At 66.0% G+C, this 23,748-nt stretch carries 21 protein-coding genes; 14 read left to right on the top strand and 7 right to left on the bottom strand.

From position 1 onward, the window contains the following. The first annotated feature begins 38 nt into the window (after positions 1-38). The 3 genes from QX039_RS16200 (at position 39) to QX039_RS16190 (ending at position 4,750) form a co-directional block, all read left to right on the top strand. Positions 39-1,103, top strand: a complete 1,065-nt coding sequence (locus QX039_RS16200) for a hypothetical protein (protein ID WP_315771093.1) — start codon at positions 39-41, stop codon at positions 1,101-1,103. Positions 1,104-1,184: 81 nt separating this feature from the next. Further along, positions 1,185-1,355 carry an RNA polymerase sigma factor region1.1 domain-containing protein gene (locus QX039_RS16195; RefSeq protein WP_315771094.1) on the top strand — a complete coding sequence of 57 codons (171 nt, stop codon included), beginning with the start codon at positions 1,185-1,187 and terminating at the stop codon, positions 1,353-1,355. A gap of 923 nt (positions 1,356-2,278) precedes the next feature. Then, on the top strand, positions 2,279-4,750 hold the full coding sequence (locus QX039_RS16190) for a putative bifunctional diguanylate cyclase/phosphodiesterase (protein WP_315771096.1): 2,472 nt from the start codon (positions 2,279-2,281) through the stop codon (positions 4,748-4,750). Between the two features lie 108 nt (positions 4,751-4,858). Here the strand turns inward: QX039_RS16190 and QX039_RS16185 are convergent, their stop codons facing one another. Then, positions 4,859-5,422, bottom strand: coding sequence for a nitroreductase (locus tag QX039_RS16185; RefSeq protein ID WP_315771097.1), 564 nt, complete (start codon positions 5,420-5,422; stop codon positions 4,859-4,861). 322 nt (positions 5,423-5,744) lie between these two features. Here QX039_RS16185 and QX039_RS16180 point away from each other — a divergent pair, with 322 nt between their 5' ends. Continuing rightward, on the top strand, positions 5,745-6,647 hold the full coding sequence (locus tag QX039_RS16180; RefSeq protein WP_409998847.1) for a hypothetical protein: 903 nt from the start codon (positions 5,745-5,747) through the stop codon (positions 6,645-6,647). Between the two features lie 91 nt (positions 6,648-6,738). Here QX039_RS16180 and thrS read toward each other — a convergent pair whose 3' ends face one another. Beyond that, positions 6,739-8,805 carry a threonine--tRNA ligase gene (gene thrS / locus QX039_RS16175; RefSeq protein WP_315737510.1) on the bottom strand — a complete coding sequence of 689 codons (2,067 nt, stop codon included), beginning with the start codon at positions 8,803-8,805 and terminating at the stop codon, positions 6,739-6,741. A 381-nt stretch (positions 8,806-9,186) separates the two neighbouring features. Between thrS and QX039_RS16170 the strand changes: the two genes are divergently transcribed. The 3 genes from QX039_RS16170 (at position 9,187) to QX039_RS16160 (ending at position 12,240) form a co-directional block, all read left to right on the top strand. Then, entirely contained in the window at positions 9,187-10,464 is a 1,278-nt protein-coding gene (locus QX039_RS16170; protein WP_315737511.1) for a hypothetical protein, read from the top strand. 102 nt (positions 10,465-10,566) lie between these two features. Further along, entirely contained in the window at positions 10,567-11,742 is a 1,176-nt protein-coding gene (locus tag QX039_RS16165; RefSeq protein ID WP_315737512.1) for an MFS transporter, read from the top strand. 147 nt (positions 11,743-11,889) lie between these two features. Next, complete coding sequence (locus QX039_RS16160) at positions 11,890-12,240, top strand: hypothetical protein (protein WP_315737513.1); 351 nt, start codon at positions 11,890-11,892, stop codon at positions 12,238-12,240. Between the two features lie 21 nt (positions 12,241-12,261). Here QX039_RS16160 and QX039_RS16155 read toward each other — a convergent pair whose 3' ends face one another. After that, positions 12,262-13,497, bottom strand: coding sequence for an alpha/beta hydrolase (locus QX039_RS16155; RefSeq protein ID WP_409998840.1), 1,236 nt, complete (start codon positions 13,495-13,497; stop codon positions 12,262-12,264). Positions 13,498-13,813: 316 nt separating this feature from the next. Between QX039_RS16155 and QX039_RS16150 the strand changes: the two genes are divergently transcribed. Both QX039_RS16150 and QX039_RS16145 read left to right on the top strand, forming a co-directional pair. Beyond that, complete coding sequence (locus tag QX039_RS16150; protein WP_315737728.1) at positions 13,814-15,187, top strand: APC family permease; 1,374 nt, start codon at positions 13,814-13,816, stop codon at positions 15,185-15,187. A 1-nt stretch (position 15,188) separates the two neighbouring features. Continuing rightward, positions 15,189-16,427, top strand: a complete 1,239-nt coding sequence (locus tag QX039_RS16145) for a hypothetical protein (protein WP_409998841.1) — start codon at positions 15,189-15,191, stop codon at positions 16,425-16,427. A gap of 10 nt (positions 16,428-16,437) precedes the next feature. Here the strand turns inward: QX039_RS16145 and QX039_RS16140 are convergent, their stop codons facing one another. Both QX039_RS16140 and yidD read right to left on the bottom strand, forming a co-directional pair. Next, positions 16,438-16,650: a hypothetical protein gene (locus QX039_RS16140; RefSeq protein ID WP_315737515.1), complete on the bottom strand. Its 213-nt coding sequence runs from the start codon at positions 16,648-16,650 to the stop codon at positions 16,438-16,440. Between the two features lie 164 nt (positions 16,651-16,814). Next, on the bottom strand, positions 16,815-17,165 hold the full coding sequence (gene yidD, locus QX039_RS16135; protein ID WP_315737516.1) for a membrane protein insertion efficiency factor YidD: 351 nt from the start codon (positions 17,163-17,165) through the stop codon (positions 16,815-16,817). Between the two features lie 262 nt (positions 17,166-17,427). On the opposite strand from yidD, the gene QX039_RS16130 reads away from it, so the two are divergent. After that, positions 17,428-18,327, top strand: coding sequence for a hypothetical protein (locus QX039_RS16130; RefSeq protein ID WP_315737517.1), 900 nt, complete (start codon positions 17,428-17,430; stop codon positions 18,325-18,327). 135 nt (positions 18,328-18,462) lie between these two features. Here QX039_RS16130 and QX039_RS16125 read toward each other — a convergent pair whose 3' ends face one another. After that, positions 18,463-18,924 (bottom strand): iron-sulfur cluster assembly scaffold protein, encoded by a 462-nt coding sequence (locus tag QX039_RS16125; protein WP_315737518.1) that lies wholly within the window; start codon positions 18,922-18,924, stop codon positions 18,463-18,465. A 227-nt stretch (positions 18,925-19,151) separates the two neighbouring features. On the opposite strand from QX039_RS16125, the gene folE reads away from it, so the two are divergent. The 4 genes from folE to QX039_RS16105 all read left to right on the top strand — a co-directional run bounded on the left by folE (position 19,152) and on the right by QX039_RS16105 (position 22,964). Continuing rightward, positions 19,152-19,859 (top strand): GTP cyclohydrolase I FolE, encoded by a 708-nt coding sequence (gene folE, locus QX039_RS16120; RefSeq protein WP_315737519.1) that lies wholly within the window; start codon positions 19,152-19,154, stop codon positions 19,857-19,859. 29 nt (positions 19,860-19,888) lie between these two features. Then, positions 19,889-20,317: a phosphoribosyl-AMP cyclohydrolase gene (hisI, locus tag QX039_RS16115; protein ID WP_315737520.1), complete on the top strand. Its 429-nt coding sequence runs from the start codon at positions 19,889-19,891 to the stop codon at positions 20,315-20,317. 149 nt (positions 20,318-20,466) lie between these two features. Next, complete coding sequence (locus tag QX039_RS16110) at positions 20,467-21,498, top strand: lytic transglycosylase domain-containing protein (RefSeq protein WP_315737521.1); 1,032 nt, start codon at positions 20,467-20,469, stop codon at positions 21,496-21,498. A 290-nt stretch (positions 21,499-21,788) separates the two neighbouring features. Continuing rightward, complete coding sequence (locus tag QX039_RS16105; protein ID WP_315737522.1) at positions 21,789-22,964, top strand: DUF2336 domain-containing protein; 1,176 nt, start codon at positions 21,789-21,791, stop codon at positions 22,962-22,964. A 170-nt stretch (positions 22,965-23,134) separates the two neighbouring features. On the opposite strand, the gene QX039_RS16100 is transcribed toward QX039_RS16105, so the two are convergent. Continuing rightward, positions 23,135-23,719 carry an Hpt domain-containing protein gene (locus QX039_RS16100; protein WP_315737523.1) on the bottom strand — a complete coding sequence of 195 codons (585 nt, stop codon included), beginning with the start codon at positions 23,717-23,719 and terminating at the stop codon, positions 23,135-23,137. Between the last annotated feature and the right edge of the window lie 29 nt (positions 23,720-23,748).

Here is a 23,748-nt window from a genome sequence, read left to right as displayed (position 1 = left end):
GGCTTGAATTTGCCGCGTTTTCGGTCAAAAGCAGGACGATGACGACAGGTCGCGGGTTCACCAGATTCCGGCGCAGCGGGCGGCTATGGCTTGTGCTTGCCTTGTCGTGCCCGCTGACCGGACTCTCAATGTCGCCGGCCGCAGCGCAACTGTTCAGCGACAGGCCGCCGCCGGTTCCGCCGGCCTCGGTGCCCGATCCCGGGGCAGCGGTCAGCCTGGCACCACCCTCCGGCCCCATTCCGCCGCCGGCACCCCAGGCGCTGCCGGGACCGCCGGTCGCCGCGATTCCACCCGGCGCGCCGGCTGCGATCCCCCCGGTTGCCGCCCCGCCGGCCGCAGCCCCCAATCAGGGCGTGCTGTCGCTGTCGGCGCGGTTCGGCAAGGACCTGCCGAACATCAATGGCGGGCTGGTCTGGCGCGTGTTCGCCGACCGGCCGGACGAATCCGGCGCCTTCAAGATGCTGCGCGAGGATCGCGGCGCGACGCCGAACATCGTGCTGCCGCCCGGTACCTATGTCGTTCATGTCGCGCTCGGCCTCGTCAGCGCGGTCAGGTCGGTGAACCTGAAGCCGGAGACCGATCGCGAATCCTTCGTGCTGCCGGCCGGGGGCCTGCGTCTCGAGGGCAGGGTCGGCACCAGCAAGATCCCGCAGAACCAGATCTCGTTTGCCATCTACAAGGGCAGCCAGTTCGACGGCCGCGAGCGGGCGCCGCTGGTGCCGAACGTCGCCGCCGGCGACATGCTGATGCTGCCGGAGGGGACCTATTATATCGTCTCCAACTATGGCGACGCCAACTCGGTGGTGCGCTCCGACATCCGCGTCCAGGCCGGCAAGCTCACCGATGTCACGGTGACGCATCGCGCCGCGGTCATCACCTTGAAGCTCGTCTCCGACAAGGGCGGCGAGGCGCTCGCCAACACGGCCTGGTCGGTCATCAACCCCGGCGGCGACGTGATCAAGGAATCGATCGGCGCCTTCCCCAAGGTCGTGCTGTCCGAAGGCGACTACCGCGCCATCGCCAAGAACGAAGGCAAGGTGTTCGAGCGCTCCTTCAGCGTCGTCAACGGCGTCGACGGCGAGGTCGAGGTGCTGGCGCGGTAAGCGGCTCGCACGCGAAATGGCCCCGCAGAAGGACACCGACTCTCCCCGCCATCTATGAGAGCCAGTCTCCGGGAGAGCCGCATGCAGATATCCGACGTCATCCGCCATGCCATCGAGATCGGCGAGCGCAAGGGCTGGATCACGTTCGACGAGCTGAACGCACTTTGCCCGGGTAACACAGTCGAACCCGAGGACATCGAGCGGATCATGCAGGCGCTGAGCGACGCTGGCATCCGTTTGGAGGAGGAGTGATGCAAGAACAGCGTTTTTGGCAGGAGCGCGCCTGACCACGGGTGTCGTCCCGGCGAACGCCGGGACCCATACCGCGGATGCTATCGGGGGATGTCGCTGTCAGTGGCCCGCATCACCGCGGCCGGTGGCTATGGGGCCCGGCTCAAGGCCGGGACGACAGCGGTGATTGTCGAAGCAGTGGTGCGCGACACGACTCGCTAAGTCGTGCCGCATCTGCCCGTCGGGTTACTTTGTCGCAGTTATTAGTTCTTGTGTCGTCGGGCAAATCAGGTCGATCTTTCCGCGCATCCCGCCTCGAGATGAGGGGCGTATCGCGGTCGTCACGAGACGCGAGGCGGGGAGCGGTGGGCGTGGTGGATTGCAGCGCGAGTCTCTCGCGCCGACGAACAATTCGCTGCGCACGGTCAAGTCGCGCGGTCCTGATATCCCGATGCTGATATCAACTCACGTTGAGGCTTCGCTTCGCGTGGGGATGGTGGCCAGAAAGCCCGGCGCACCAGGGAGAACGCGAAGCAGCCGTTCAGCCATCGCGCAGGGAGGGCCGGGTTTCCGGCTGACCCGTGGTACCTGCCGCCTGCATTTTTTTCGCAGGCGGGCCACGGACCTCAGTCGAGGTCCGGCTCTCCCTGCGCCCTCTGTTCGAAGAGGGCGGTTCGATCAGCAAAACTCGGGCAGATATTGTCGCGAGATCGCAGGTTCACATCCGCATCTATGCCGTATCGGTATCGACCTCGCCGTTGCGACATAGGCGACGAACGTGAAGCGATGCTGTCACAGTCGCTAATGCGCGATAACCATGGAACCACTTAAAACTGTCACAATCGCTGCGCGCCACGCGCGAAGCCAATGCATTTACAGCTCGTTAAAGCCGCGTCTGCTTCAGATACCGCCGGGACCGACAGGGTGGCGATTGAGTGGGAATGATGAGTGCCGCGACGACCAAGGCGTTGACGACGATCAGCAGCGATCTGTTTGACGACATCCCGGTGCTCAGGCGCAAATGGCAGGCCGCGTTGAAGCCCGGCCAGCGCCTGCCGCGCTACGAGGACGTCATGCTGGGCAGCCTCGGCCGTCTCGCCGATCATATCGCGGTGCTCAACAATCGGGACGGCGGCCTGCAGATTTCGCGCAGCGGCCGCTATGTCCAGCAATGGCTGCAGGACGAACGCTGGGACGTCGCGGTCGAGGCCGTGTCGCCGGATTGCGCCACCGTGCTGGTGGAGGCCGCCAACTGCGCGCTCGCCAGCGGCCAGCCCTATCTCGCCCATGCGCATTGCGTGCGCGACGGCATGGTTCGCAGCTATGACGTCCTGGCGCTGCCGACCAACTCGCGGTGGGGCAGCACGCTGGTCGGGACCTATGTCAACGAGCGCGACGCGCAATATAATCTGCTCGATGCGATCTTCTCGACGACGGATGACGGCGTGGTCTCGCTCGCAACCATCCGCGACAGCGTCGGCATGCCCTGCGATTTTCAGGTCGTCCATCACAATCGCGCGGCGGCCGAGCTGCTCAGGCTGCCATCGGCGACGCTGCAATGGCATCGCCTGAAGCAGGGCGGCAACATGCTGTGCACGCCCGAGGTGATGGCGCGGCTGTTCGATGTCGTCACGCAGGGGCGAAGCGACCAGTTCGAGCTCGACAGCGAAGCCCGCAGTCTCAGGCTCGGCGCCCACGCCTTTGGCGACATCATCTCATTGACCATTGCCGATGTGACCGCGCTGAAGCGGCGCGAGGCGTCGTTCCGGCTGCTGTTCGACGCCAATCCGGTGCCGATGTGCATTCTCGACGCGAAGACCGCGCAGATCCTCAATGTCAACGATGCGATGGTCGGCCACTACGGCTACGGCCGGGCGGACCTCCTTTGCATGAACGTCTGGGATCTCTGGCCGCCGGGCGAATGGGAAAGCCTGGATGACGCGCTGTTGCGGCTTGCCGACGGTGACCTGTTTCATCGCGACTGGCGCCATCGCAAGGCCGATGGCAGCGAGATCGAGGTGCTGACCTATGGCCGAGAGATCACCTTCGATGGCCGCGACGGCGTGCTGGTCGCGATCGTCGATATCACCGAGCGCCGTCGCGCCGAGGCGCGCATCGCCTACATGGCGCACCATGACGGGCTGACCGGCCTGCCGAACCGCGAGTTCTTCCAGCAGCGCCTCACGCAGGAGCTCGACGGCGCCGGCGCGGCCGACCGGCGCATCGCGGTGATGTGCATCGACCTCGACCTGTTCAAGACCGTCAACGACTCCTTCGGTCATCCGATGGGCGACCGGCTGCTGCAGGCGGTCGCCGGCCGCCTGACGCAGCAGATGCATGGCGGCAAGCTGGCGGCGCGGCTCGGCGGCGACGAGTTCGCGGTGATCATCAGCCAGAGCAGCGCCAGCGACGCAAGCGAGTGCGCCGCCTGCCTGATCGCGGCGCTCGGCGCGCCCTATGACATCGACGGCAATGAGCTCGTGATCGGCGCCTCCATCGGCATCGCGCTGTCGCCGGGCGACGGCGCGAGCTGCGAGGAGCTGATGAAGAACGCCGACATGGCGCTGTATCGCGCCAAGCAGGACGGCGGCCGCGTGCATCGCTTCTTCGAAAAGGAGATGGACCGCCAGGCGCAGAAGCGGCGCGACATGGAGCACGATCTGCGCCGCGCCTTCGCGCATGGCGAGTTCGAGCTGCACTACCAGCCGCTGGTCGATGTCGCGACCAACGCCATCTCTGCCTTCGAATGCCTGCTGCGCTGGCGTCATCCCGACAAGGGCATGATCTCGCCGGCCGACTTCATCCCTGTGGCTGAGGACATTGGCCTGATCGTGCCGCTCGGCGAATGGGTGCTGCGCGAGGCCTGCCACGAGGCGGCACGATGGCCCGATGGCATCAAGGTGGCGGTGAACCTCTCCGCCGTGCAGTTCCGCAGCCGCAACCTGGTGCAGGTCGTGGTCCAGGCGCTGGCGCAGTCGGCGCTGGCGCCGGAGCGGCTCGAGCTGGAGATCACCGAGTCGATCCTGCTCGCGGAGACCGAGGCCAATCTGGCGACGCTGCATCAGCTGCGCCAGCTCGGCATCCGCATCTCGATGGATGATTTCGGCACCGGCTATTCCAGCCTGAGCTATCTGCGCAGCTTCCCGTTCGACAAGATCAAGATCGACCGCTCCTTCGTGAAGGATCTCGCGCAGCGCTCCGACTGCCTCGCCATCGTCCGGGCCATCTCCGGCCTCGGCAAGAGCCTCAACATCATCACCACCGCCGAGGGCGTCGAGACATCGGATCAGCTCGACTGGCTGCGCGCCGAAGGCTGCAACCAGGTCCAGGGCTTTCTGTTCAGCGCCGCAAAGCCGGCATCGGAGATCGCGGCGTTGCTGGCGCAGTTCGGCGCGCGGTCGTCGAAGGCAGCGTGATGGTTGACGAGTGCGCGGCGCGTAGCCCGGGCGAGCGGAGCGTCTCCGGGGAACACCGTCCCCGCATGTCGCTTCGCTCATGCGGGCTACGGACTGCGGGCTGCGTTGTCAGAACCGCGTCACGATCTCCGCCAGCGCCGGGCGTGGCCGGTCCTCGCTCGGCTTGGTCGGCTTGCCGATATGAATGAGCCCGGCGAGCTTCTCCTGCGGCTTCAGGCCGAGCCCGTTCATCACATCGCGATCGAACATGAACCAGCCGGACAGCCAGCAGCCGCCATAGCCGAGCGCGGTGGCCGCGGTCAGGATGTTCATCGCGCTGGCGCCGGCGGAGAGCTCCTGCTCATAGGCCGGCACCTTGGGATGCGGCCGGGTGAAGCTGACGAGGCCGATCACCAGCGGCGCCTCCATCAGGCGGTTCTTCTCGACCTCAAGCTCGGCCGCGCTCGCCTGCGGGTTGTTCTTGGCGAAGACGGACGCGATGACCTCACCGGCGCGGCGGCGGCCGTCGCCCTCGAACACGATGAAGCGCCACGGCGCGAGCTTGCCATGGTCGGGCACGCGGGCGCCGATGGTCAGGATGGTGTCGAGCTCGGCGGGCGAGGGGCCGGGGCCGCTCATCTCGCGCGGCTTCACGGAGCGGCGGGTCTTCAGCAGTTCAATCGCATCGGTCACGTCGTGATGTCTCGTTGGTTGCACGCGGGACAGATAGCATGCGCCTTCGCCTGCAACGAGACCACGGAACGGCGTTTTGATCGGTTCTACCGCGTGTTGCCGCAGCCGCAGGCGGCGCGCGCTCTGCTCAAGCTGCCGTGCAGCCGTGACGTGAATCCTGCAATCTTTCGCCTCACACGGCGGCCCCGGCCTGGTTGGCTGCGGCCATCGGTCCGCCGCCAGCCTCGGCCGTGGCAATTGTGGAAATTTGGGTGGATCGGTAAAAAGATGACGCTGGAGACCGCAGCTCGCGGCCGGCCGGGGCAGCAGACTTGCGGTGGGAATGACAGCGCTGACACCTTCAGTTGATGCCGTCGTGCGGCTGCGCCGCGAACCGGGTTTCGCCGCGGCGATGCGGGCGTCGACCGAGGCTGCCGTCAGGCTCTACCGGGGCGACCGCATCCTCAATGCGCTGCTGAGCGACCGGGCGCGGGCGCTGTTTCCACATGTCGCGCTGTACCTGCACTTCGCCGAGCAGCGCGATGGCGAGCTCGGCCTCACCGTCGGCGCCATGAAGGAGATGTGCGTCAGGCTCGGCCTGTGCAGCCGCGGCCGCTGCGAGGCGATGCTGGCGCTGATGCGCGCGGCCGGGCTGGTCGCGTCCGCCTCCAATCTCGACCGACGCCGGCGTCCGCTGGTGCCGACCGACCAGCTCATCGCGCTGCATCGCGAGCGGTGGGGCGTGCAGTTCGACGCGATGAGCGCGGTGCTGCCGGCCGCCGTGGCTTATCGGGCGGCGCTGAACGATCCGGCCTTCGTGAAGACCTTCGTGCTCGAGCTCGGCCGCCGCTTCATCGCCGGTGTGCGGGTGCTCGATGGCGCGCCGGAGCTGGAGCCGTTTGCCGAGCGCACCGCCGGCATGGTGATCCTGTTCAGCCTGGCCCAAGGGGGCGGGCCGGACCAGCCGTTCCCGCCCGATGGTCCCGTGCCGCTCTCCATCAATGGACTGGCGACGCGTTTTTCGGTGTCACGCAAGCACGTGCTGACCTTGCTGCGGGATGCGGAGGAGAAGGGCCTGCTCGTCCGCGGCACCGAGGCCATCACCATCCTGCCAAGGGGACGCGAGGCGATCGAGCGGATGCTCGCGACGATGTTCCTCTACATGGCCGAATGCGCCGAGGTGGCGCGGCAGGCGGCGGGCCGGGATGGGAGTGCGACGGATGCCGTGGCCACCCTGTCGGCATAGCAGCGCCCGTAGCCCGGGTGAGCGCAAGCGACACCCGGGGAAACCGTTCCCGCCTGTCGCTGCGCTCATGCGGGCTACGAACCGGGACAGCTCACGCCGCCTCGCGCTGACGGCGCCGCACGTCCGGCGGCGTCGCCTCGTCGACCAAAGCGGCGATCGCTTCCGCGGTCGGCATCACGGTCTGGCCGTCGCGGCCGAGCCGGCGGACGGAGACCGAATGCGTCTCGGCCTCCTTCTTGCCGACGACGAGCAGGGCCGGGATCTTCTGCAGCGAGTGCTCGCGGACCTTGTAGTTGATCTTCTCGTTGCGCAGGTCGATCTCGGCCCGCAGACCCGCGCGCCGCAACGCCGCCAGCACCTGCTTGGCGTATTCGTCGCCTTCCGAGGTGATGGTGGTGACGACCACCTGCGTCGGCGCCAGCCACAGCGGGAAGCTGCCGGCATAGTGCTCGATCAAGATGCCGATGAAGCGCTCCATCGAGCCGCAGATGGCGCGGTGGACCATCACCGGCGCCTTCTTGGCGCCGTCGGCATCGATGTAGAACGCGCCGAACCGCTCCGGCAGGTTGAAGTCGACCTGCGTGGTGCCGCACTGCCAGTCGCGGCCGATGGCATCGCGCAGCACATACTCGAACTTCGGCCCGTAGAACGCGCCTTCGCCCGGATTGATCTCGGTGCGGATGTGGTTGCTCTGCGCCTTGATCTCGTTCAGCACGGTCGCCATCACGCGCTCGGCGTGATCCCACATCTCGTCGGTGCCGACGCGCTTGTCCGGCCGGGTCGAGAGCTTCACCGTCAATTCGCCCTCGAAGCCGAAGTCCGAGTAGGTCGACAGGATCAGGTCGTTGATCTTCAGGCACTCGTCCGCGAGCTGGTCCTCGGTGCAGAACACATGCGCATCGTCCTGGGTGAAGCCGCGCACGCGCATCAGGCCGTGCATGGCGCCGGAGGCCTCGTAGCGATGCACGACGCCGAACTCGGCGAGCCGCAGCGGCAGGTCGCGGTAGCTCTTCAGGCCGTGCTTGAAGATCTGCACGTGACCCGGGCAGTTCATCGGCTTGAGCGCGAACCAGCGCTTGTCCTCGGCCTCGTCGCCGGCGGACTGCGCTGCGAACATGTTCTCGCGATACCAGTTCCAGTGACCGGAGGTCTCCCACAGCGACTTGTCGAGGATCTGCGGCGCGTTGACCTCGTCATACTCGCCGGCGAGACGCCGGCGCATATAGGCGATCAGCGCCTGGAAGATGCTCCAGCCTTTGGGATGCCAGAACACGACGCCCGGACCTTCCTCCTGGAAATGAAACAGGTCGAGCTCGCGGCCGAGCTTGCGGTGGTCGCGCTTCTCGGCCTCCTCGATCTGCTTGAGGTAGGCGTCGAGCTGCTCCTGCTTGGCGAAGGCGGTGCCGTAGATGCGGGTCAGCATCGGGTTGTTGGAATCGCCGCGCCAATACGCGCCCGCCACCTTCATCAATTTGAAGGCGTTGCCGATCTTCCCCGTCGAGGTCATGTGCGGACCACGGCACAGGTCGAACCAGTCGCCCTGGTAGTAGATCTTGATCGGCTCGTTGCCCGGAATGGCGTCGACCAGCTCGACCTTGAACGCCTCGCCCTTGTCGCGGAACACCTGCTTGGTCTTCTCGCGGTCCCACACCTCCTTGGTGAAGGGTTTGTCGCGGCCGATGATCTCGCGCATCTTCTTCTCGATCGCGGCGAAGTCTTCGGGCGTGAACGGCTCGTTGCGGAAGAAGTCGTAATAGAAGCCGTTCTCGATCACCGGACCGATCGTGACCTGGGTGCCCGGCCACAGCGATTGCACGGCCTCGGCGAGCACGTGCGCGCAATCGTGCCGGATCAATTCCAGCGCGCGCGGGTCGTCGCGGTCGACGAGCTCGAGCTTGGCGTCCTCGGTGATGGGATCGTCGAGGTCGACGAGGTCGCCGTTCAGCGCCATCGCGACGGTGCGCTTGGCGAGCGAGGGCGAGATGCCTTTGGCAATGTCGAGACCGGTGGTGCCCCTGGGATATTCACGCCGGGCGCCGTCTGGGAAGCTGATGGTGATCTTCTCGACCGGGGTGGCGGGCTTCAGGTTGCTGAGGCTGTATTGGAAATTGGACTTTTGCTGGTCGGACTTGGAATCAGGCGATTTCGGATCGGACATGGGTCACTCCTTGAGCTCACTCCTGCGAACGAGCGCAGGTAAGCGGGAGCAAGGGGTATAGCAGGGGATTTTCAGGCTGCAACCGGGAGAGGGACGGGAAAACCGCCCAATTGCGGCCGGTGGGGCGATGCGGAGATTGCCGCCGCGGGCCGGTATGATACAACTTCAAGTGTTCGGGGCGTGGGGACGCGTTTGGCGATGGAGTCTGCAGGGGAGGCGCCGCTCTCCGTTTGTCGGCGCGGCGGCATTCATGTTGGGGCCGCACTGATCATGTGCGTGCTGTCGAGCCTGTCGTCGCTCGCGGCCGTTCCGGCGGCAACAAGGCCCGCGGACCAGTCCAGATCCATGATCCAGCCGAGGCCTCCTTCGCAGCAAAAGGCTTTGCAGCCGAAGCCGGCGGCGCAGCCTAGGCCCCCGGCCAGACCTGCAACGGAGTCCAGGCCGGCCGCGCGCCGCGCCCCGTCGCCGCGGATCGCAGATGGCTCGGCGCCGATTGCGTTCGCGCTCGTCAAGGGCTCCTCGGACGCCTGTGGACATGGCTGTGACAGCTGGATCGCCGCCGAAGGCAAGATCGACGGCGGCGCCGCCGCGCGCTTCCGCAAGTTCATGAAGCAGATCGGCGAGCGCAGATTGCCGATCTACTTCAATTCTCCAGGCGGCAATCTGCAGCAGGCGCTCGCCATCGGCGACATGCTGCGCGAGCGCAAGGCCGCCGTGCGGGTGGGACGTACCACCTTGCGCGAGTGCGGCTTCGAGCCTCAGGAGGGCGAAGCTTGTAGCAAGCTGAAGCTGTCCGGACGCGAGCTGCATGGCGAGGTCTGGACGCGGGGGGCGACGTGCAATTCGGCCTGTCCCTACCTGCTGCTCGGCGCGCCCACGCGTGACATCGCAGCGGATGCGACGCTCGCGGTGCATTCGCCGCGCGTCATCCTGAACTTCACCGGCGGCGTGCCGACCCGCGAGATGCGGGCGCAGGCGATGCAGCAGGCGATGGCGCGGGCCGACAAGATGGTGCTCGACTACATCACCAAGCTCGGCGCGGATCCCGGTCTGCTGACGGTGGCGCGGTCTGTCCCGTTCGAGAGCATGCGCATCCTGACGCGGGAGGAGATTGCGCGGTTTGCGCTCGACAGGCGGCAGCGGGTCGAAAGTCCCTGGATGTTCGAGACCGCCAGCCGTGGGATTGCCTACAAGACCATTCTCGCCCGCAAGGACGGTGAGAGCACGTTCCAGACGACGCGCTTGCAGATGGTCTGCTTCGATCAGGACCGCTTCGAGCTCGACGTCGAGCGCATCGCGCCGTCCGGCTCGCCGCCAGGTCCGCTGGCGATGGCGAGCGGAGATCTGCGGCTCAATTTCCTCTCGCCGCCCCGGCGGTCGGGCGATCGCGAGACCTGGGGCGTGTTCCTGAATGCAAGCCAGGTGAAAACGCTGGCCTTGATGCCGTCGGCCGAGCTGAGCGATGCCCTGTTGACTGTCGCGCGTCGCAATGTCTCGACATTTCCGGTGAGCAGCGAAGGCCTGCAATCTGCCCTGAAGATGCTGACCGAGAGCTGCCCGCCGTCCAAGGCCACCGTCCGTCCGACGGGGACGCCGGTTCCGTGGACGCAGATTCCCTCGCCGCAGGCCTCGGCGGCGCAGCCCGTCCCCGCGCCCTGACGAGAATGGCGGCCAGGACGAAGGAGGCAGGACGAGAGAAAGTCATGGACGGCATGAGACATTTTCATGCAAATGCATGAAATTCTCTGCTATTGAGGCGCGATGACATCCACATCCGCTCCCGGGCGCTTTGCGCCGACCGCGCTCATGCTCGGCAATCTCGTCACCGGCTGCTCGGTGCTCGCGCCCGCCGGCCTGCTGCCGGAGCTCGCCTCGGATCTTGCTGTCGGCGTTCAGACGGCGGGGCTCCTGATCACCTTCGGCGCGGTGGTGCTCTGCATCTGCTCGCCCTTGACCGCCTGGCTGACGAGCCGCTTCGACCGCCGCCGTCTGCTCGCAGCGACGCTCTTGGTGCTCACGCTCGGCAATCTCGGCTCGGCGTTTGCGCCCGATTATGCGAGCCTGCTCGCGCTGCGCCTCGTGATGCTCGCGGTCGGCGCTCTCTATACCCCGCAGGCCGCCGGAACGGCGGCGCTGATCAGCCCGGTCGAGAGACGCGGCAGCACCATCGCCTATGTCTTCCTGGGCTGGTCGCTGGCGGCCGCCGTGGGGCTGCCCATGATCACCTTCATCGGCAGTCATTCCGGTTGGCGAGCCGCCTATCTCGCGGTCGGTGCGGCCGGCGCGGTCAGCTTCGTGCTGCTGACGTGGCGCCTGCCATCCGGCCTGAAGGGCGCGCCGGTCGCGTTGAAGACCTGGACCGAACTCGGCCGCAACCGCCTGGTGGTCCTGCTGCTCCTGGTCACGACCCTGCAGATGTCGGGACAGTTCGTGATCTTCACCTTCATGGGACCGCTGCTGAAGCGCCTGACTGGCGCCGACTCCAACCAGATCGGCCTGGTGTTCGCGATCTACGGCGCCTGCGGCTTTCTCGGCGTCGTCATCGCAACCCGGATCGTCGATGGCTGGGGAGCCTACCGGACGTCGCTCTTGTTCACCTGCCTGATGTTCGCCGGCGTGTCGGCCTGGACGCTGGCGGCAGGCACCTACGGCCTCATGGCGGTGGCGGTCGCCATCTGGGGGTTGGGGTTTGCGTCCACCAATTCGATGCAGCAGGTTCGGCTGGTGGCAGCCGCGCCGCCGCTCGCCTCGGCTTCGGTGTCGCTCAACACCTCCGTGCTCTATATCGGCCAAGCCATCGGCTCCGCGATCGGCGGCAGCCTGTTCGCGCGCGACCTGCTCGGCGCCGCCGGCTACGTCGCACTGATGTTCCTGACCCTGGCATTGCTGGCAATCCTGGCCAGCCGCCAGCGCGCGCGGATCGCGGTTCCGGCCTGAGCAGCGGGTTGACGCTTGGCAAAGCCGGCCCGACCGGATTAAAGGCCGATGTCGTGGGGGCTGCTGGGGCGTGGATTCTGCCACGGCCGGCGAGTAGCATCGACGGACGTCCTCGCGTGCCCACGGGTCGGATGAGAGAGATATGGCATGAAGAAGATGATGTTGAGCCTGGCTGCAGTGCTGCTGTGCACCCCTGCGCTGGCCCAGAGCGCGCCGATGGTCGGTGACCGACCGCTGGTGCAGGTCAAGCCGAAGGGGACGAAGACCGCCGCCGCAGCGCCGGCCAAGCCGCAATCGGCGGCCGCCAAGCTCCAGGCCTGCCTGGAGATCGATGACGGAACCAAGGAGCGCCTGAACTGCTACGACGCCGTCATTCCGCCAGCCGCCAAGCCGAAGGCGATGAAGGCCAAGGCGGTCGGCGACTGCAAGTTCACCAAGGAAGAGGACGAGCGGCTCGCCTGCTTCAACGGCTTCGTCGAGAAGCTGCCGAAGTCCTGAGGCGTTGCGGCGGCCGCTCTCTCAGCGGCTCGACACGCGGTTCGACATGTCCTGGGCTCCGGCCGCAATCCGGATCGGCGGCTGGGCGGCCGCCATCTTGACCAGCACATCCTTGATCGGGTTGCGAGTCCAGGCCTGCGTGACGTAGTCGCGATGGGTGATGCCCTCGTCGGTCTCGACGAAGACGACGCTGCCCGGGCGCAGCGGCCGGTCCATGTCTTCGGAGACTTCGATGCCGCGATTGCGCAGCATCGCCATCAGTTCCTGATCATGCCGCGCGGTATAGCGCGTGTAGGAGCTGATGAAAAAGCCGGAGCGGCTGCGCTCGATCCAGTTGGCGAACTTGTCGAGCTGGCCGTAGACCGCATCGAGCAGCACGACGCCGCGCACGCGGTCGCTGATGCCGCCGACCTCGAGGCTCCATGCCGTGGGGAGGAAGCCGCCGCTGTAGCCGACGATTACGATGGGCATGCCGGCGAAAGTCTTCGCGCTTGCCGGATCGCCGGTCAGGCGGGCGAGGCTGGCCGCGGCCTCGTCCATGAAGCGCTTGAAGCCGCCGGGCTGCCAGAACTTGCCGGCGCTCGAATCGGCGGCGTCGACGGCCATCTGCGGCGCGAGCAGCACCGCGTTGACGCCGGCCGCGGTGATCTGCTGCGGCACCAACTGGCGGTCGCGCACGTCGCGCTCCAGCGTGGCGCCGTTTCCATGGAAGAACACGACGATCACGCCCGGCTTGCGCACATCGAATTGTTCGGGGACGTGCACCAGCACACGGCTGTCGTTGTAGGTCTGGTCCTGCCAGTAGACGCGGCCGGAGAAGCTGCGGTGGCCGCGGCGCTCACCGCTGCTGACGTTCAGGAACGGTGCGTCGGACGCCGGATTGTTGCCGAAATAGGGAAAGGCCGACGACTTCATGCTGATGAGGGTCGTCAGTTCCTCACGCTGCGGCCGTCCCGGCCGCTGCGGCTCCAGCGATGCGATCTGAGAGGGCGCCGGCTTCGGGGCGAAGTCGGAGGGCGTGTGAAGCCGAAAACTCTCCTGCGCGGACGGGAAACGGTCGCTGAATTCAGGTGCCGGAAAACGATCGTCGAAGGTCAGCCCCTGGGCCGTCGACGCGTTGGCGGCCAACGCCTCGGGATTGGGGGCCTTGCCGCAATGCGTGAACGAAAGGCAGATCGCCAGCGCCAAAGCCGCGCGCCACCAGAGGCACCAACCTCTGCGCACAGACCTCAAGACGTTATGGTCTTCCCCGATCATCCGTCCCCAAAGACGAGTTCGAGCCGCAACACGGCTCTTCAACCAGCGGATCTCGTTCAACCTGCGCCGCCGAAATTGAGGTCGCGTTAAGGATCGTGTCCGGCCAACCCCGGGCGCACCGGGACACACCACGCGAACGTGTCGCGATTGTGGGACGCCTGGCGGCCCAATGCAATGTCGCAGCCCAGCCTGTCCGAAATCGGTTCATAAATACCCTTGATGAAGGTCATATTTAACGCCCGTTAACGATGTTTGAATGCTTCGGCGGGAACCTGGGCTGAAGCAGAGGAAGGGGCGCCGGGCGTCCTTCGACGAGATGGCTGCATCCGAGGCGGACGATCCCGGCCGGGGCCGGACAGACGGCGACCGGGTTCCATCTGTGTCGCTTCCGGTCGCGACTGCTATCGTCATCGCCGACATGATCGGGGTCGGCGTCTTCACCAGCCTCGGCTTCCAAGTCCGGGACATCCCGTCGGGCTTCTCCATTCTGGTGCTGTGGGCGGTCGGGGGATTGGTGTCGATCTGCGGGGCACTGTCCTATGCCGAACTCGGCACGATGTTTCCGCGCTCGAGCGGCGAGTACAATTTTCTCACGCGGGCGTTCCACCCGGCGATCGGCTTCATGGCCGGGTGGGTCTCGGCGACGGTGGGCTTCGCGGCGCCGGTGGCGCTCGCGGCCATGGCGTTCGGAGAATATGGTCGTGCCGTCATCCCGGGCGCTCCGCCGCTGCTGCTCGCCACCGGCGCTGTCTGGCTCGTGACAGCAGTGCAACTCGGCGGCATCAGGCAGTCGAGCCGTTTCCAGCTGTTGTCGACCGTGCTGAAGCTCGGGCTCATCACCGCCTTCCTGATCGCCGGCTACACCATCGCCACCCCGCAACCGGTGACGTTCCTGCCAACCGTGACCGATGTCGGTCACGTGACGAGCGCGGCGTTCGCGACCGGACTGGTGTTCGTGATGTACGCGTTCTCCGGCTGGAACGCGGCGACCTACATCATCGGCGAGTTGCATGCGCCGGAGCGGACCTTGCCGCGCGCGCTGCTGTTGGGCACGGTGATCGTTCTGGTGCTCTACATCGCGCTCAACGCGGTTTTCCTGCGAGCCGCACCGATGGACGCGCTCGCGGGCCAACTCCAGGTCGCGAGCATCGCGGGCAGTCATATCTTCGGCGAGACCGGCGGGCGCTTCGTGGCCGCGATGATCTGCATCGGACTGGTTCCTTCCATTGCCGCGATGATGTGGATCGGCCCGCGCGTGCTGATGACAATGGGCGAGGACATTCCGGCGCTGTCGGTGTTCGCGCGGCGCTCGCGCAACGGGGCGCCGGCATATGCCGTCCTGTTCCAGCTCACGGTGGCCACCCTGATGCTGTTCACGGAGAGCTTCGAGGCGGTGCTGGATCTCGTCCAGTTCTCGCTCTTGTCCTGCTCGTTTCTCGCTGTGCTCGGACTGTTCAAGCTGCGCATCGCGCAGCCCGAACTCACGCGACCCTACCGCGCCTGGGGCTATCCGGTCACGCCGTTGATCTTCCTCAGCGTGACCTTCTTCATGATGTACTATCTCGTCGCGACGCGGCCGTTGCAGGCAGGGCTCGGCGCAGGCGCAATGGCGTCGGGATTGCTGATCTATTGGCTCGCTCACGCGCGATCGCGCCGTATCACCGCAACGCTCGCATCGGGTTCGGATTGAAATGCTGTTGGCCTCGAGAGTCTGGTTCGCCGTCGCATGTCTGATCCTTGCCATGAGCTTCGAGGCTCGAGCTCAGACCATCACGCCGGACGATACGGCGCGGGTGCTGGCGGGCATGGCGCCAGCGGCGGGCTCGCCGCTCGTGCCCTTCGTGCAGGATCCGGCATGGCGGCGGCACGCGGCGTTCTTCGACAACGCCTTCAATCAGCTCGAGCAGCGACAATTGTCGAAGATCAGGGCCTGGGCGGATGCCAATCTGGCCGCGCCGCGGCCGGCGATGTTCTATTTCTTCTCGGGGCCGGATTTTCTCTATGCCGATGCCTTTCATCCGAAGGCAACGACCTATGTCCTGGTGGCGCTCGAGCCGACCGGCCCGATCCCGGACCTGACCAGATTGCCCCGAGGCAGCATCGGCCCGGCGCTGTCCTATGTCGAACGCTCGTTGCAATCGATCCTGAGTTTCTCCTTCTTTATCACCAAGGACATGAAGGTCGACTTGCGCGAAGGCGAACTCGAAGGGACCTTGCCAATTCTCTACGTCTTCCTGGCGCGCACCGGCAAGACGATCCGCGAGGCCAGTCTGATCTGGTTGGACGAGAATGGCGGATTGCACGGAAACAACGAGCCGCCGACGCGCAATGCGACCAAGGGCGCGCGCATCCTGTTTGCCGGCGCCGACGGGGTCGCGAAGACGCTCTACTACTTCTCCGCTGATCTCTCCGATTCCGGCGTGAAGGCCAGCGGGTTGTTCAAGTTCTGCGAGCCGCTGGGGCCGGGCGACAGTCTCCTGAAGAGCGCGTCTTATCTGTTGCATGAGAACGGCTTCGCACGGGTCCGCAGCTGGCTGCTGAAGAACAGCGCCACCGTCATCCAGGACGATTCCGGCATCCCGCTCGCGAGCTATGAGGCGCTGGCCTGGCGTTTCCTGCCGTTCGGGCGCTATGCGGGGCCGATCGACAAATTCCCAGACATGTACCAGAGGAGCTATGCGAGGCTGTTCGAGCGTGCGCAGCCGCTGGAATTCGGGATCGGCTATCGTTGGCGCACGCGTGAATCGAATGTCCTGCTCGCGGTGAGATCGCCTCCGGCCGACGCGACGGTCTCGGCCGAAGCGAGCGCCCCTGCAGAAACGGATTACCAGCCACCGCCGCGCGCCCGGCGCGTGCCGCGGCCGCTGGAGCCGGTTCCTCTCTATCCGCCGCCGCGGCGCGACGATTTCATCTTCTGGCCGAGATGGTAGGGGGTGAATATCACCAGTGCACGCTCTGGCTGGGCACGATGTAGGACGTCGTCGGCGGGGGCAGGGCGGTGCTGTCGGCAAGATAGCGCCAGGCACCGACAATGACGATCAACAAAGCGATGATGCAGAGTAGATCCACCTGGCGTGCGTCGTGGTGGCCGGCCTGATCTGGACCGATGCTCTTGCGGGAACGGTTGCTTCTGGGGCTGATTGTCCAGCGCATCGTTGTTTTCCTCCCGAAGGAAGCATCACATCAATGCAGGTCGAGGCAGCGCGGTTCCTGATGGGAGCGCCGGCTCGTGACGTAAGGATAATCGTAGCCCGAGATTTCGCCAGGGCCATGTGCTGCAGATCAATTGACGAGCGCGACGTCTGTTGCGCTGCACATCAGCCCGGGCCGTTGACGCCGCGCCATCGCGCGTAGCGCCAAGGCAGATACCAGTGAGCGCCTGTGGGAGCCGTTGTTGGGACGTTGTCGATGCCCGAGGTGCCAAAGGGCTGGCAGCGCAGCAGACGGGCGAGCGTCATCCACCCGCCCGCCCAGAGTCCGAAGCGTTCGATGGCCTCATCGGCATAGACCGAGCAGGTCGGCAGGTGCCGACAATTGTAGCCGACCAGCGGCGACAATGTGTGGCGGTACAGCCAGATCAGCGCGTGAGCAGCGCGCCGCGGGAGTCGGGCCAGCAGCGACCCGATGTGCGCAGAATGGCAGCCGATGTCAGAGCATGAGTGCTTCATGAGCGCGATGCCAGATGGATGTGCGAACTTTTGACCGGTTCCTCGGCAGGGAACCCGGCTCGCGTTCATTTGTGGTGATGTGATGCAACAATGGCCGGTTTTCAGCGGCGCCGCAGCACGCCGCAGCTGGACGGTCGGTGATTGCCCGGATACGTTTCCCGACAAGGATGTGACAGACTAATAACGGATTTGAGGCCAGGTTGTCAGGTCTTTCCGCGAGAAAACCGAGGAACTGCGTACCGAGCTTGACGAGGGGGACGGATTGCGCGTGAGATTGCTGCGGTCGCGTGAATTGCGCTGGATGCTACTTGGTGTTGCAGCGCTTGGTGTGGTGGTCGGTAGCGCGATCACCATCATGTCAAACACGGCGCGCGCCGGCGGCGCGCTCGAAGAGCGCAAACTCCCGATGCGGTTCGGTTGGGTCGCCTGCGAGCCGAATTGCGGCTGGGTCAGTGCAGTCGGGATCGTCACCGGCGATACGCCGAAGGATTTCGAGGATTTCGCGAGGGATCGCGACCTGACGGGGGCCACCCTGGTGCTCGACTCCAGCGGCGGCTCGGTCAACGACGCCATCACCTTGGGCCGCCGGTTCCGTGGGCTGAAGATGCGCACCACCGTCGGCATGACCCAGCGTCCGAGCCGCGCGGGTGACCGGCCGCGCGTCATGCCCGAGGCCTATTGCGAGTCGATGTGCGTGTTCCTGCTGCTGGCTGGAACCACGCGTTATGTTCCGGACACGGCCCATGTCCGCGTTCACCAGATCTGGATGGGAGACCGCGCCGACGACGCCAAGGCGGCGAGCTATACGGCGCAGGACCTGATGATCGTCGAGCGCGACATCGGGCGTCTCGCCAAATACACCTTCGAGATGGGCGGAGCGGGCGATCTGCTGTCGCTGGCGCTGAACGTGCCGCCCTGGGAGGACCTGCATGAGCTGTCACGCGCCGAGCTGCGGCTCACCAACGTCGTGACCACGGATCTGGTTGCCGAGGTGCTGCCGCCGAAGGGGGCCGTGCCGGTCGCCGAGCTCGCACCGAAGCCGCAGGCCAAGGACAAGCAGCAGGACCGCTTCTCCGTGGCGCTGGACCGCGACAAGGGGCAACTGTCGCGTACCGCCGAGGCTCTGCCGCCAGCGACGGTCGCCACGACGCCGCAGCAATAGGCATCGACGTCGCCGGGGCGAGCCGGACCTCCGCGTCCAATCATGAGCTTGCCGACGACCGCTCCCGCATGCCGGTGCGCTCATGCGGGCTATGGATCTGTCAGTCTGCACGCACGGGTGGGAAGCGGTGCCGCCTCAGCCCTGAGCCGCGGTCGGCTGCTCGCCGTTGGTCTTGGCCTCGATCTGGCCGATGGCATCCACCACGGCGTCGAACGTCAGCATCGTGGAGGCGTGGCGGGCCTTGTAGTCTCGCACCGGCTCAAGCAGGGCAATGTCGGCCCATTTGCCCTCCGGCGGCGCACCGTTCTCCTTCAGCATCCTCCGGACCGTCTCCCGCAGCTCGCGCAGCTCCGCGGCGCTGGAACCGACGACGTGGCGGGCCATGATCGAGGAGGAGGCCTGGCCGAGGGCGCAGGCCTTCACGTCATGGGCGAAGTCGGTCACCACGGGCCCGTCCATCTTGAGGTCGACCTTGACGGTCGAGCCGCACAGCTTGGAATGGGCGGTGGCAGTGGCGTCCGGGTGGTCCAGCCGTCCGAGCCGCGGAATGTTGCCGGCGAGCTCGATGATGCGCTTGTTGTAGATGTCGTTCAGCATGTGCCTGACGTCCCGGAATTACCGGCGTGGCGGCCTTGGCGGCCGGGTTTCATCGCCCTATATTGCGAGTATATGGAAACGATTGGCAGGAATTCCAGCCACATCCACAGGCGTCCGGCGCGAGAGGCGCCAAGCCTGCGTGTGGCACCTCTGCAGGTGACGCCCTCAAGGTGATGCTGTGCCGGTGACACTCCGGTCGGACCGCCGACCGGTCGAACGGAGTTGAGATGGACACTTTGATCAAGACGTTGCGTGCGAACAAGCCCGAGGGCAAGCCGTTAGACGCCAAGCTGACTGACGCTCGCGCTGCAGAGCTCGATCCCGCCGAGTTTCTCGCTGCCGCCGTGCGGCCCGACCGTGCCAGGCCGTCGCGGGCCGAGGCCGAGGCCGCAGTCTATACGCTGTTGAATTACATCGGCGAGGATCCGACCCGCGAGGGGCTGGTCGATACGCCGCGCCGGGTCGTCGAGGCCTATGACGAGCTGTACCAGGGCTATCACCAGTGCCCGGCCGAGGTGCTCGACCGCACCTTCGGCGAGACCGCCGGCTACGACGACTTCGTGCTGATTCGCGACATCGAGTTCACGTCGCAATGCGAGCATCACATGATGCCCTTCTACGGTCGCGCGCATATCGCCTATACGCCGGTCGAGCGGGTGGTCGGCCTGTCCAAGCTGGCGCGCCTGACCGACATCTTCGCCCGCCGCCTGCAGACCCAGGAGCATCTCACCGCCCAGATCGCGGCCGCGATCGACGAGGTGCTGAAGCCGCGCGGCGTCGCCGTCATGATCGAGGCCGAGCACACCTGCATGTCGGTGCGGGGCGTCGCCAAGCACGGCGCCATCACCTTCACCAGCCGCTTCACCGGCATGTTCAGGGACAATCCGGCCGAGCAGTCGCGCTTCCTGTCCATGGTGCGGTCGCCGCAACGGTAAGCCTGCCAACCCGTTGAGCAGAGAGTTTCGTGTCTTCATCCTCAGTTGAGCGCGAGGAGGGCTTGGCCTTCCTGCCCAAGTTCGACGCGGCCGGCCTCGTCACCTGTGTGACGACCGATGCCGTGAGCGGCGACGTGCTGATGGTCGCCCACATGAACGAGGAGGCCCTGCGCAAGACGGTGGCGACCGGCGAAGCCTGGTATTTCAGCCGCTCGCGCAATGCGTTGTGGCGCAAGGGTGAGAGCTCGGGCCAGACCCAGCGCGTGGTCGAGATGCGCACCGATTGCGACCAGGACGCGGTCTGGCTGCGCGTCGAGCAGGCCGGCGCGGCGTGCCACACCGGCCGCCGTTCCTGCTTCTATCGCAAGGTCGAGCGATCGGATGACGGCAGTGGCGCGCGGCTCGTGTTCGTCGATGCCGACAGGCTGTTCGATCCCGCCGAGGTCTATCGCAAGTAGGCCAGCGACCTGCGTCCTGACGTGCCCGGTCGTTCATTGGCCCGGTCGGGCCCTGCGAATTAACCCGCCATTAACCATATCCGCCGCATTTTGCCGGACGTTTCCGGCGCGTTCGTCTGCCAGCGAATCTGCAAACAGCGGGTCTTCCCATGTCGGTCGACGCATCCAACTCCTCGTCCACCGGTTTCCTTGATGGCGTCCGGGCGAAGGTCGCCGGCGCAATCAAGCAGGCCGCGGACAGCGTCGGCACCAGCTTCGAATATCTGTTGTCGACCGCCAAGATGGAGTCGGACTTCAATCCGACCGCCGGCGCCTCGACGTCATCAGCGCGCGGGCTCTACCAGTTCATCGACCAGACTTGGCTCGGCACCGTGAAGGAAGCCGGCGCCGATCTCGGCTATGGCCAATATGCCGACGCGATCACCCGGACATCGTCCGGCGACTACACGGTCAGCGATCCCGGAATGCGGCAGGCGATCATGAAGCTGCGCGACGACCCGCAGGCGTCGTCCGCGATGGCCGCTGCGCTCACGCAATCGAACAGCTTCCAGCTCGCCGGCAAGATCGGCCGTCGGCCGACCGATGCCGAGCTCTACATGGCGCACTTCATGGGTGTCGGCGGCGCCGCGAAGCTGATCACCAGCACCCAGGAGACGCCGAATGCGTCGGCCGCGCGGATGTTTCCCAGCGCCGCCGCGGCCAACCGGCCGATCTTCTACGATCGCGACGGACAAGCCCGCAGCGTGTCCCAGGTCTATGCGGTGCTGAACACGCGCTATGCCGGCGCCGCCAACTCCTCGGCGACGCGCGGGGCGCTCGCCCTTTATGGAGGGGCATCGGCGAACGTCGCGGCCAATGCGGCCGGCGGTGGTGCGCTGCCGACGACGGACACCGCCACCTTCCTGTCGATGTTTCCGGATGCGCGCGGCTCGTCGCAAGCCGCATCTTCGACGACGGCCGACGCATCGGCCGCCAACCGGCCGGCGGACCCGATGTTTCGCTCGCTATTCCAGGTTGACGGCCAGTCGAGCCAGGCGGTCTCGCCGACAGTGCGCGAATTGTGGGGCCGCTCATCGGTCGCTAGCGCGGCCTCGTCGGAGGGCGGCGGTAACGATGGCGGCGGCAATGGCCAGCGCAGACTCGACCTGTTCAGCGATCCCCACGGCACCTTTTCGGGCTGATGTGCCGGCTAAGGCGGTCCGCACTCGTCGCTGAACCATTGATCAAAAAGAACTATTTTCGACCTTCCGCCACGGCTTGCACTGCCGGCGGCGGCCGCATTTCGCCCGTTGGATTACGGCCAAATGAGACATTCAGAGGTAGCATAATATAGTTTTAATTTCCCTCCTTAACAAAACATCAACAAAACCAGCTACTTATGGTGAACGCTTTGTTAAGCGTCGTGGTTTATTTTCGGTGCTGTTGAGGCCCTCGTGGCCTTTGTCTGCAAGTTGCGTAAGCCGGAAAGACCATGATCGTTCGGCAGTTTCTCAGTTGGGTCAGAACCGCACCCGCCGGTGAGCGGGCAGAGGCCACCAGGGCGCTCGCGCGGGCGTGGTTGTTGTCGGATCTCTGCGATGAGGATCGCGGCGCCGCGGAGGGCGCGCTCCTCATGCTGCTGGACGATCCGTCGCCGTTGGTGCGTCAGGCGATGGCGGAGGTGTTCGCCCGCTCGGAGGAGGCGCCGGCCGCCATCGTCCAGGAGCTCGCCACGGACCAGGCTTCTGTCGCCGCCATCATCCTCGAACATTCGCCGCTGCTGATCGATGCCGACCTCGTCGACATCGTCGCGACCGGCAACTCCGACACACAATGCGCGATCGCGCGCCGCGTCGGCCTGCCGGCGCCGGTCTGCGCCGCGATCGCCGAAGTCGGAAGCGCCGCCGCCGCACTCGAGCTGATCGAGAACGCCTATGCCGAGCTAGCGCCGTTCTCCTGGGACCGCATCGTCGAGCGCCACGGCCATCTCGCCGCCATCCGCGAAGCGATGCTGGTCCTGGACGACCTGCCGGCCGCGACGCGGGCGGCGCTGGTCGACAAGCTCTCCGAGACACTGGCGCAGTTCGTCGTCGCCAGGAATTGGCTCAGTGCCGACAAAGCAGGGCGCATCACCAATGAGGCGCGCGACCGCTCGACCATTACCATCGCGGCGCGGTCGCGCGGCGAGGAGCTGCGCGGGCTGGTCCAGCATCTGCGTGCAACCTCGCAACTCACCGCGGGCCTGATCCTGCGCGCACTTCTCTCCGGCAACGTCGAATTGTTCGAGATCGCGCTGTCGGAGCTCGCCGACATGCCGCGGGCCCGGGTGTCGGCGCTGCTCAACGATCGCGGCCGCGCCAGCCTGCAGGGGCTGCTGCGCAAGGCGGGCATTCCCGACACCACCTTCGAGGCCTTCAGCATCGCGCTCGAAGTCTGCCGCGAGAACGGATTTGCCGACACCTTGAGCGGAGCAGCGATCCTGCGCCGCAAGATGGTGGAGCGCGTGCTCACCCATTGCGCCACCGACCGTGATGCCGCCGAGCCGTTGCTGATCCTGCTGCGCCGCTTCGCCACCGAATCCGCCCGCGACGAGGCCCGCGAGTTCTGCGACGAGGTGATGGCGGAGGATTTCGTGGCCGGGCTGGAGTTCGGACTGATCGCGGCGTGAGCCGCGTCCGCTGCCGTAGGGTGGGCAAAGGCGCGTCGCAGATATCGCCACGTTCGAGCGCGCGGTGGCGCCGTGCCCACCGACTTGCCGAGAGATTGCTGATCCATGGTGGGCACGCTGCCGCCGCTTTGCGGCGGCGGCTTTGCCCACCCTACGTGATCGCCATCCGATTACGGCTGATCGCTCGGCACCAGGCTCGGCGCCAGGATCGCTTCGAGATGCTCCGGCCGGTTGCGGTTGACCTGGAGCAGGTAGTCGTCGGCGACGCGGCGCAGCCGGCGGCTCAATTCGGCAGCGACGGTCGGGCTGTGGTACTTCGTATGGTCATGCACGATCGCCTGGATGGCGTTGACGTGATGCTCGAACAACTCGACGGGGACCTTTTCGAGATCCGGCGCGTGCTCGATGATCCGGCACAGGCTGTCGGCGACCTCGGCGGCCGCGGGATAGCCGAAGGTCGCGGCATCGCCCTTGATGTCGTGGGCGGCGCGGAACATCTCCTCGCAGGCGTCGTCGTCGAAGCCATTGTTCAGAACGGCACCGTAAGCCTTTGTCAGGCGATCGGCCTCGGTGTCCATCCACGACTTGAACTCGCCGGATAGCCCGGCAAGCGCGGCTTCCGCGCGCGCGATAGGATCGTCGAGATCCTTCTCCTCGGCGCGGCGCAGCACCTTCTTCAGCGGATTGGGCTGGGTGATGACGTGATGCGAGGTGTAGGTCTTGACCTGGATCGCCGAGGCCTTGTCTTTCGCCATCTCGATATCCCCTGATGATGCCGACCAAC

This window comes from Bradyrhizobium sp. SZCCHNR1043 (genome assembly GCF_032489675.1).
Taxonomy (GTDB): domain Bacteria; phylum Pseudomonadota; class Alphaproteobacteria; order Rhizobiales; family Xanthobacteraceae; genus Bradyrhizobium.
This window is presented reverse-complemented; position numbering and strand designations above follow the sequence as displayed.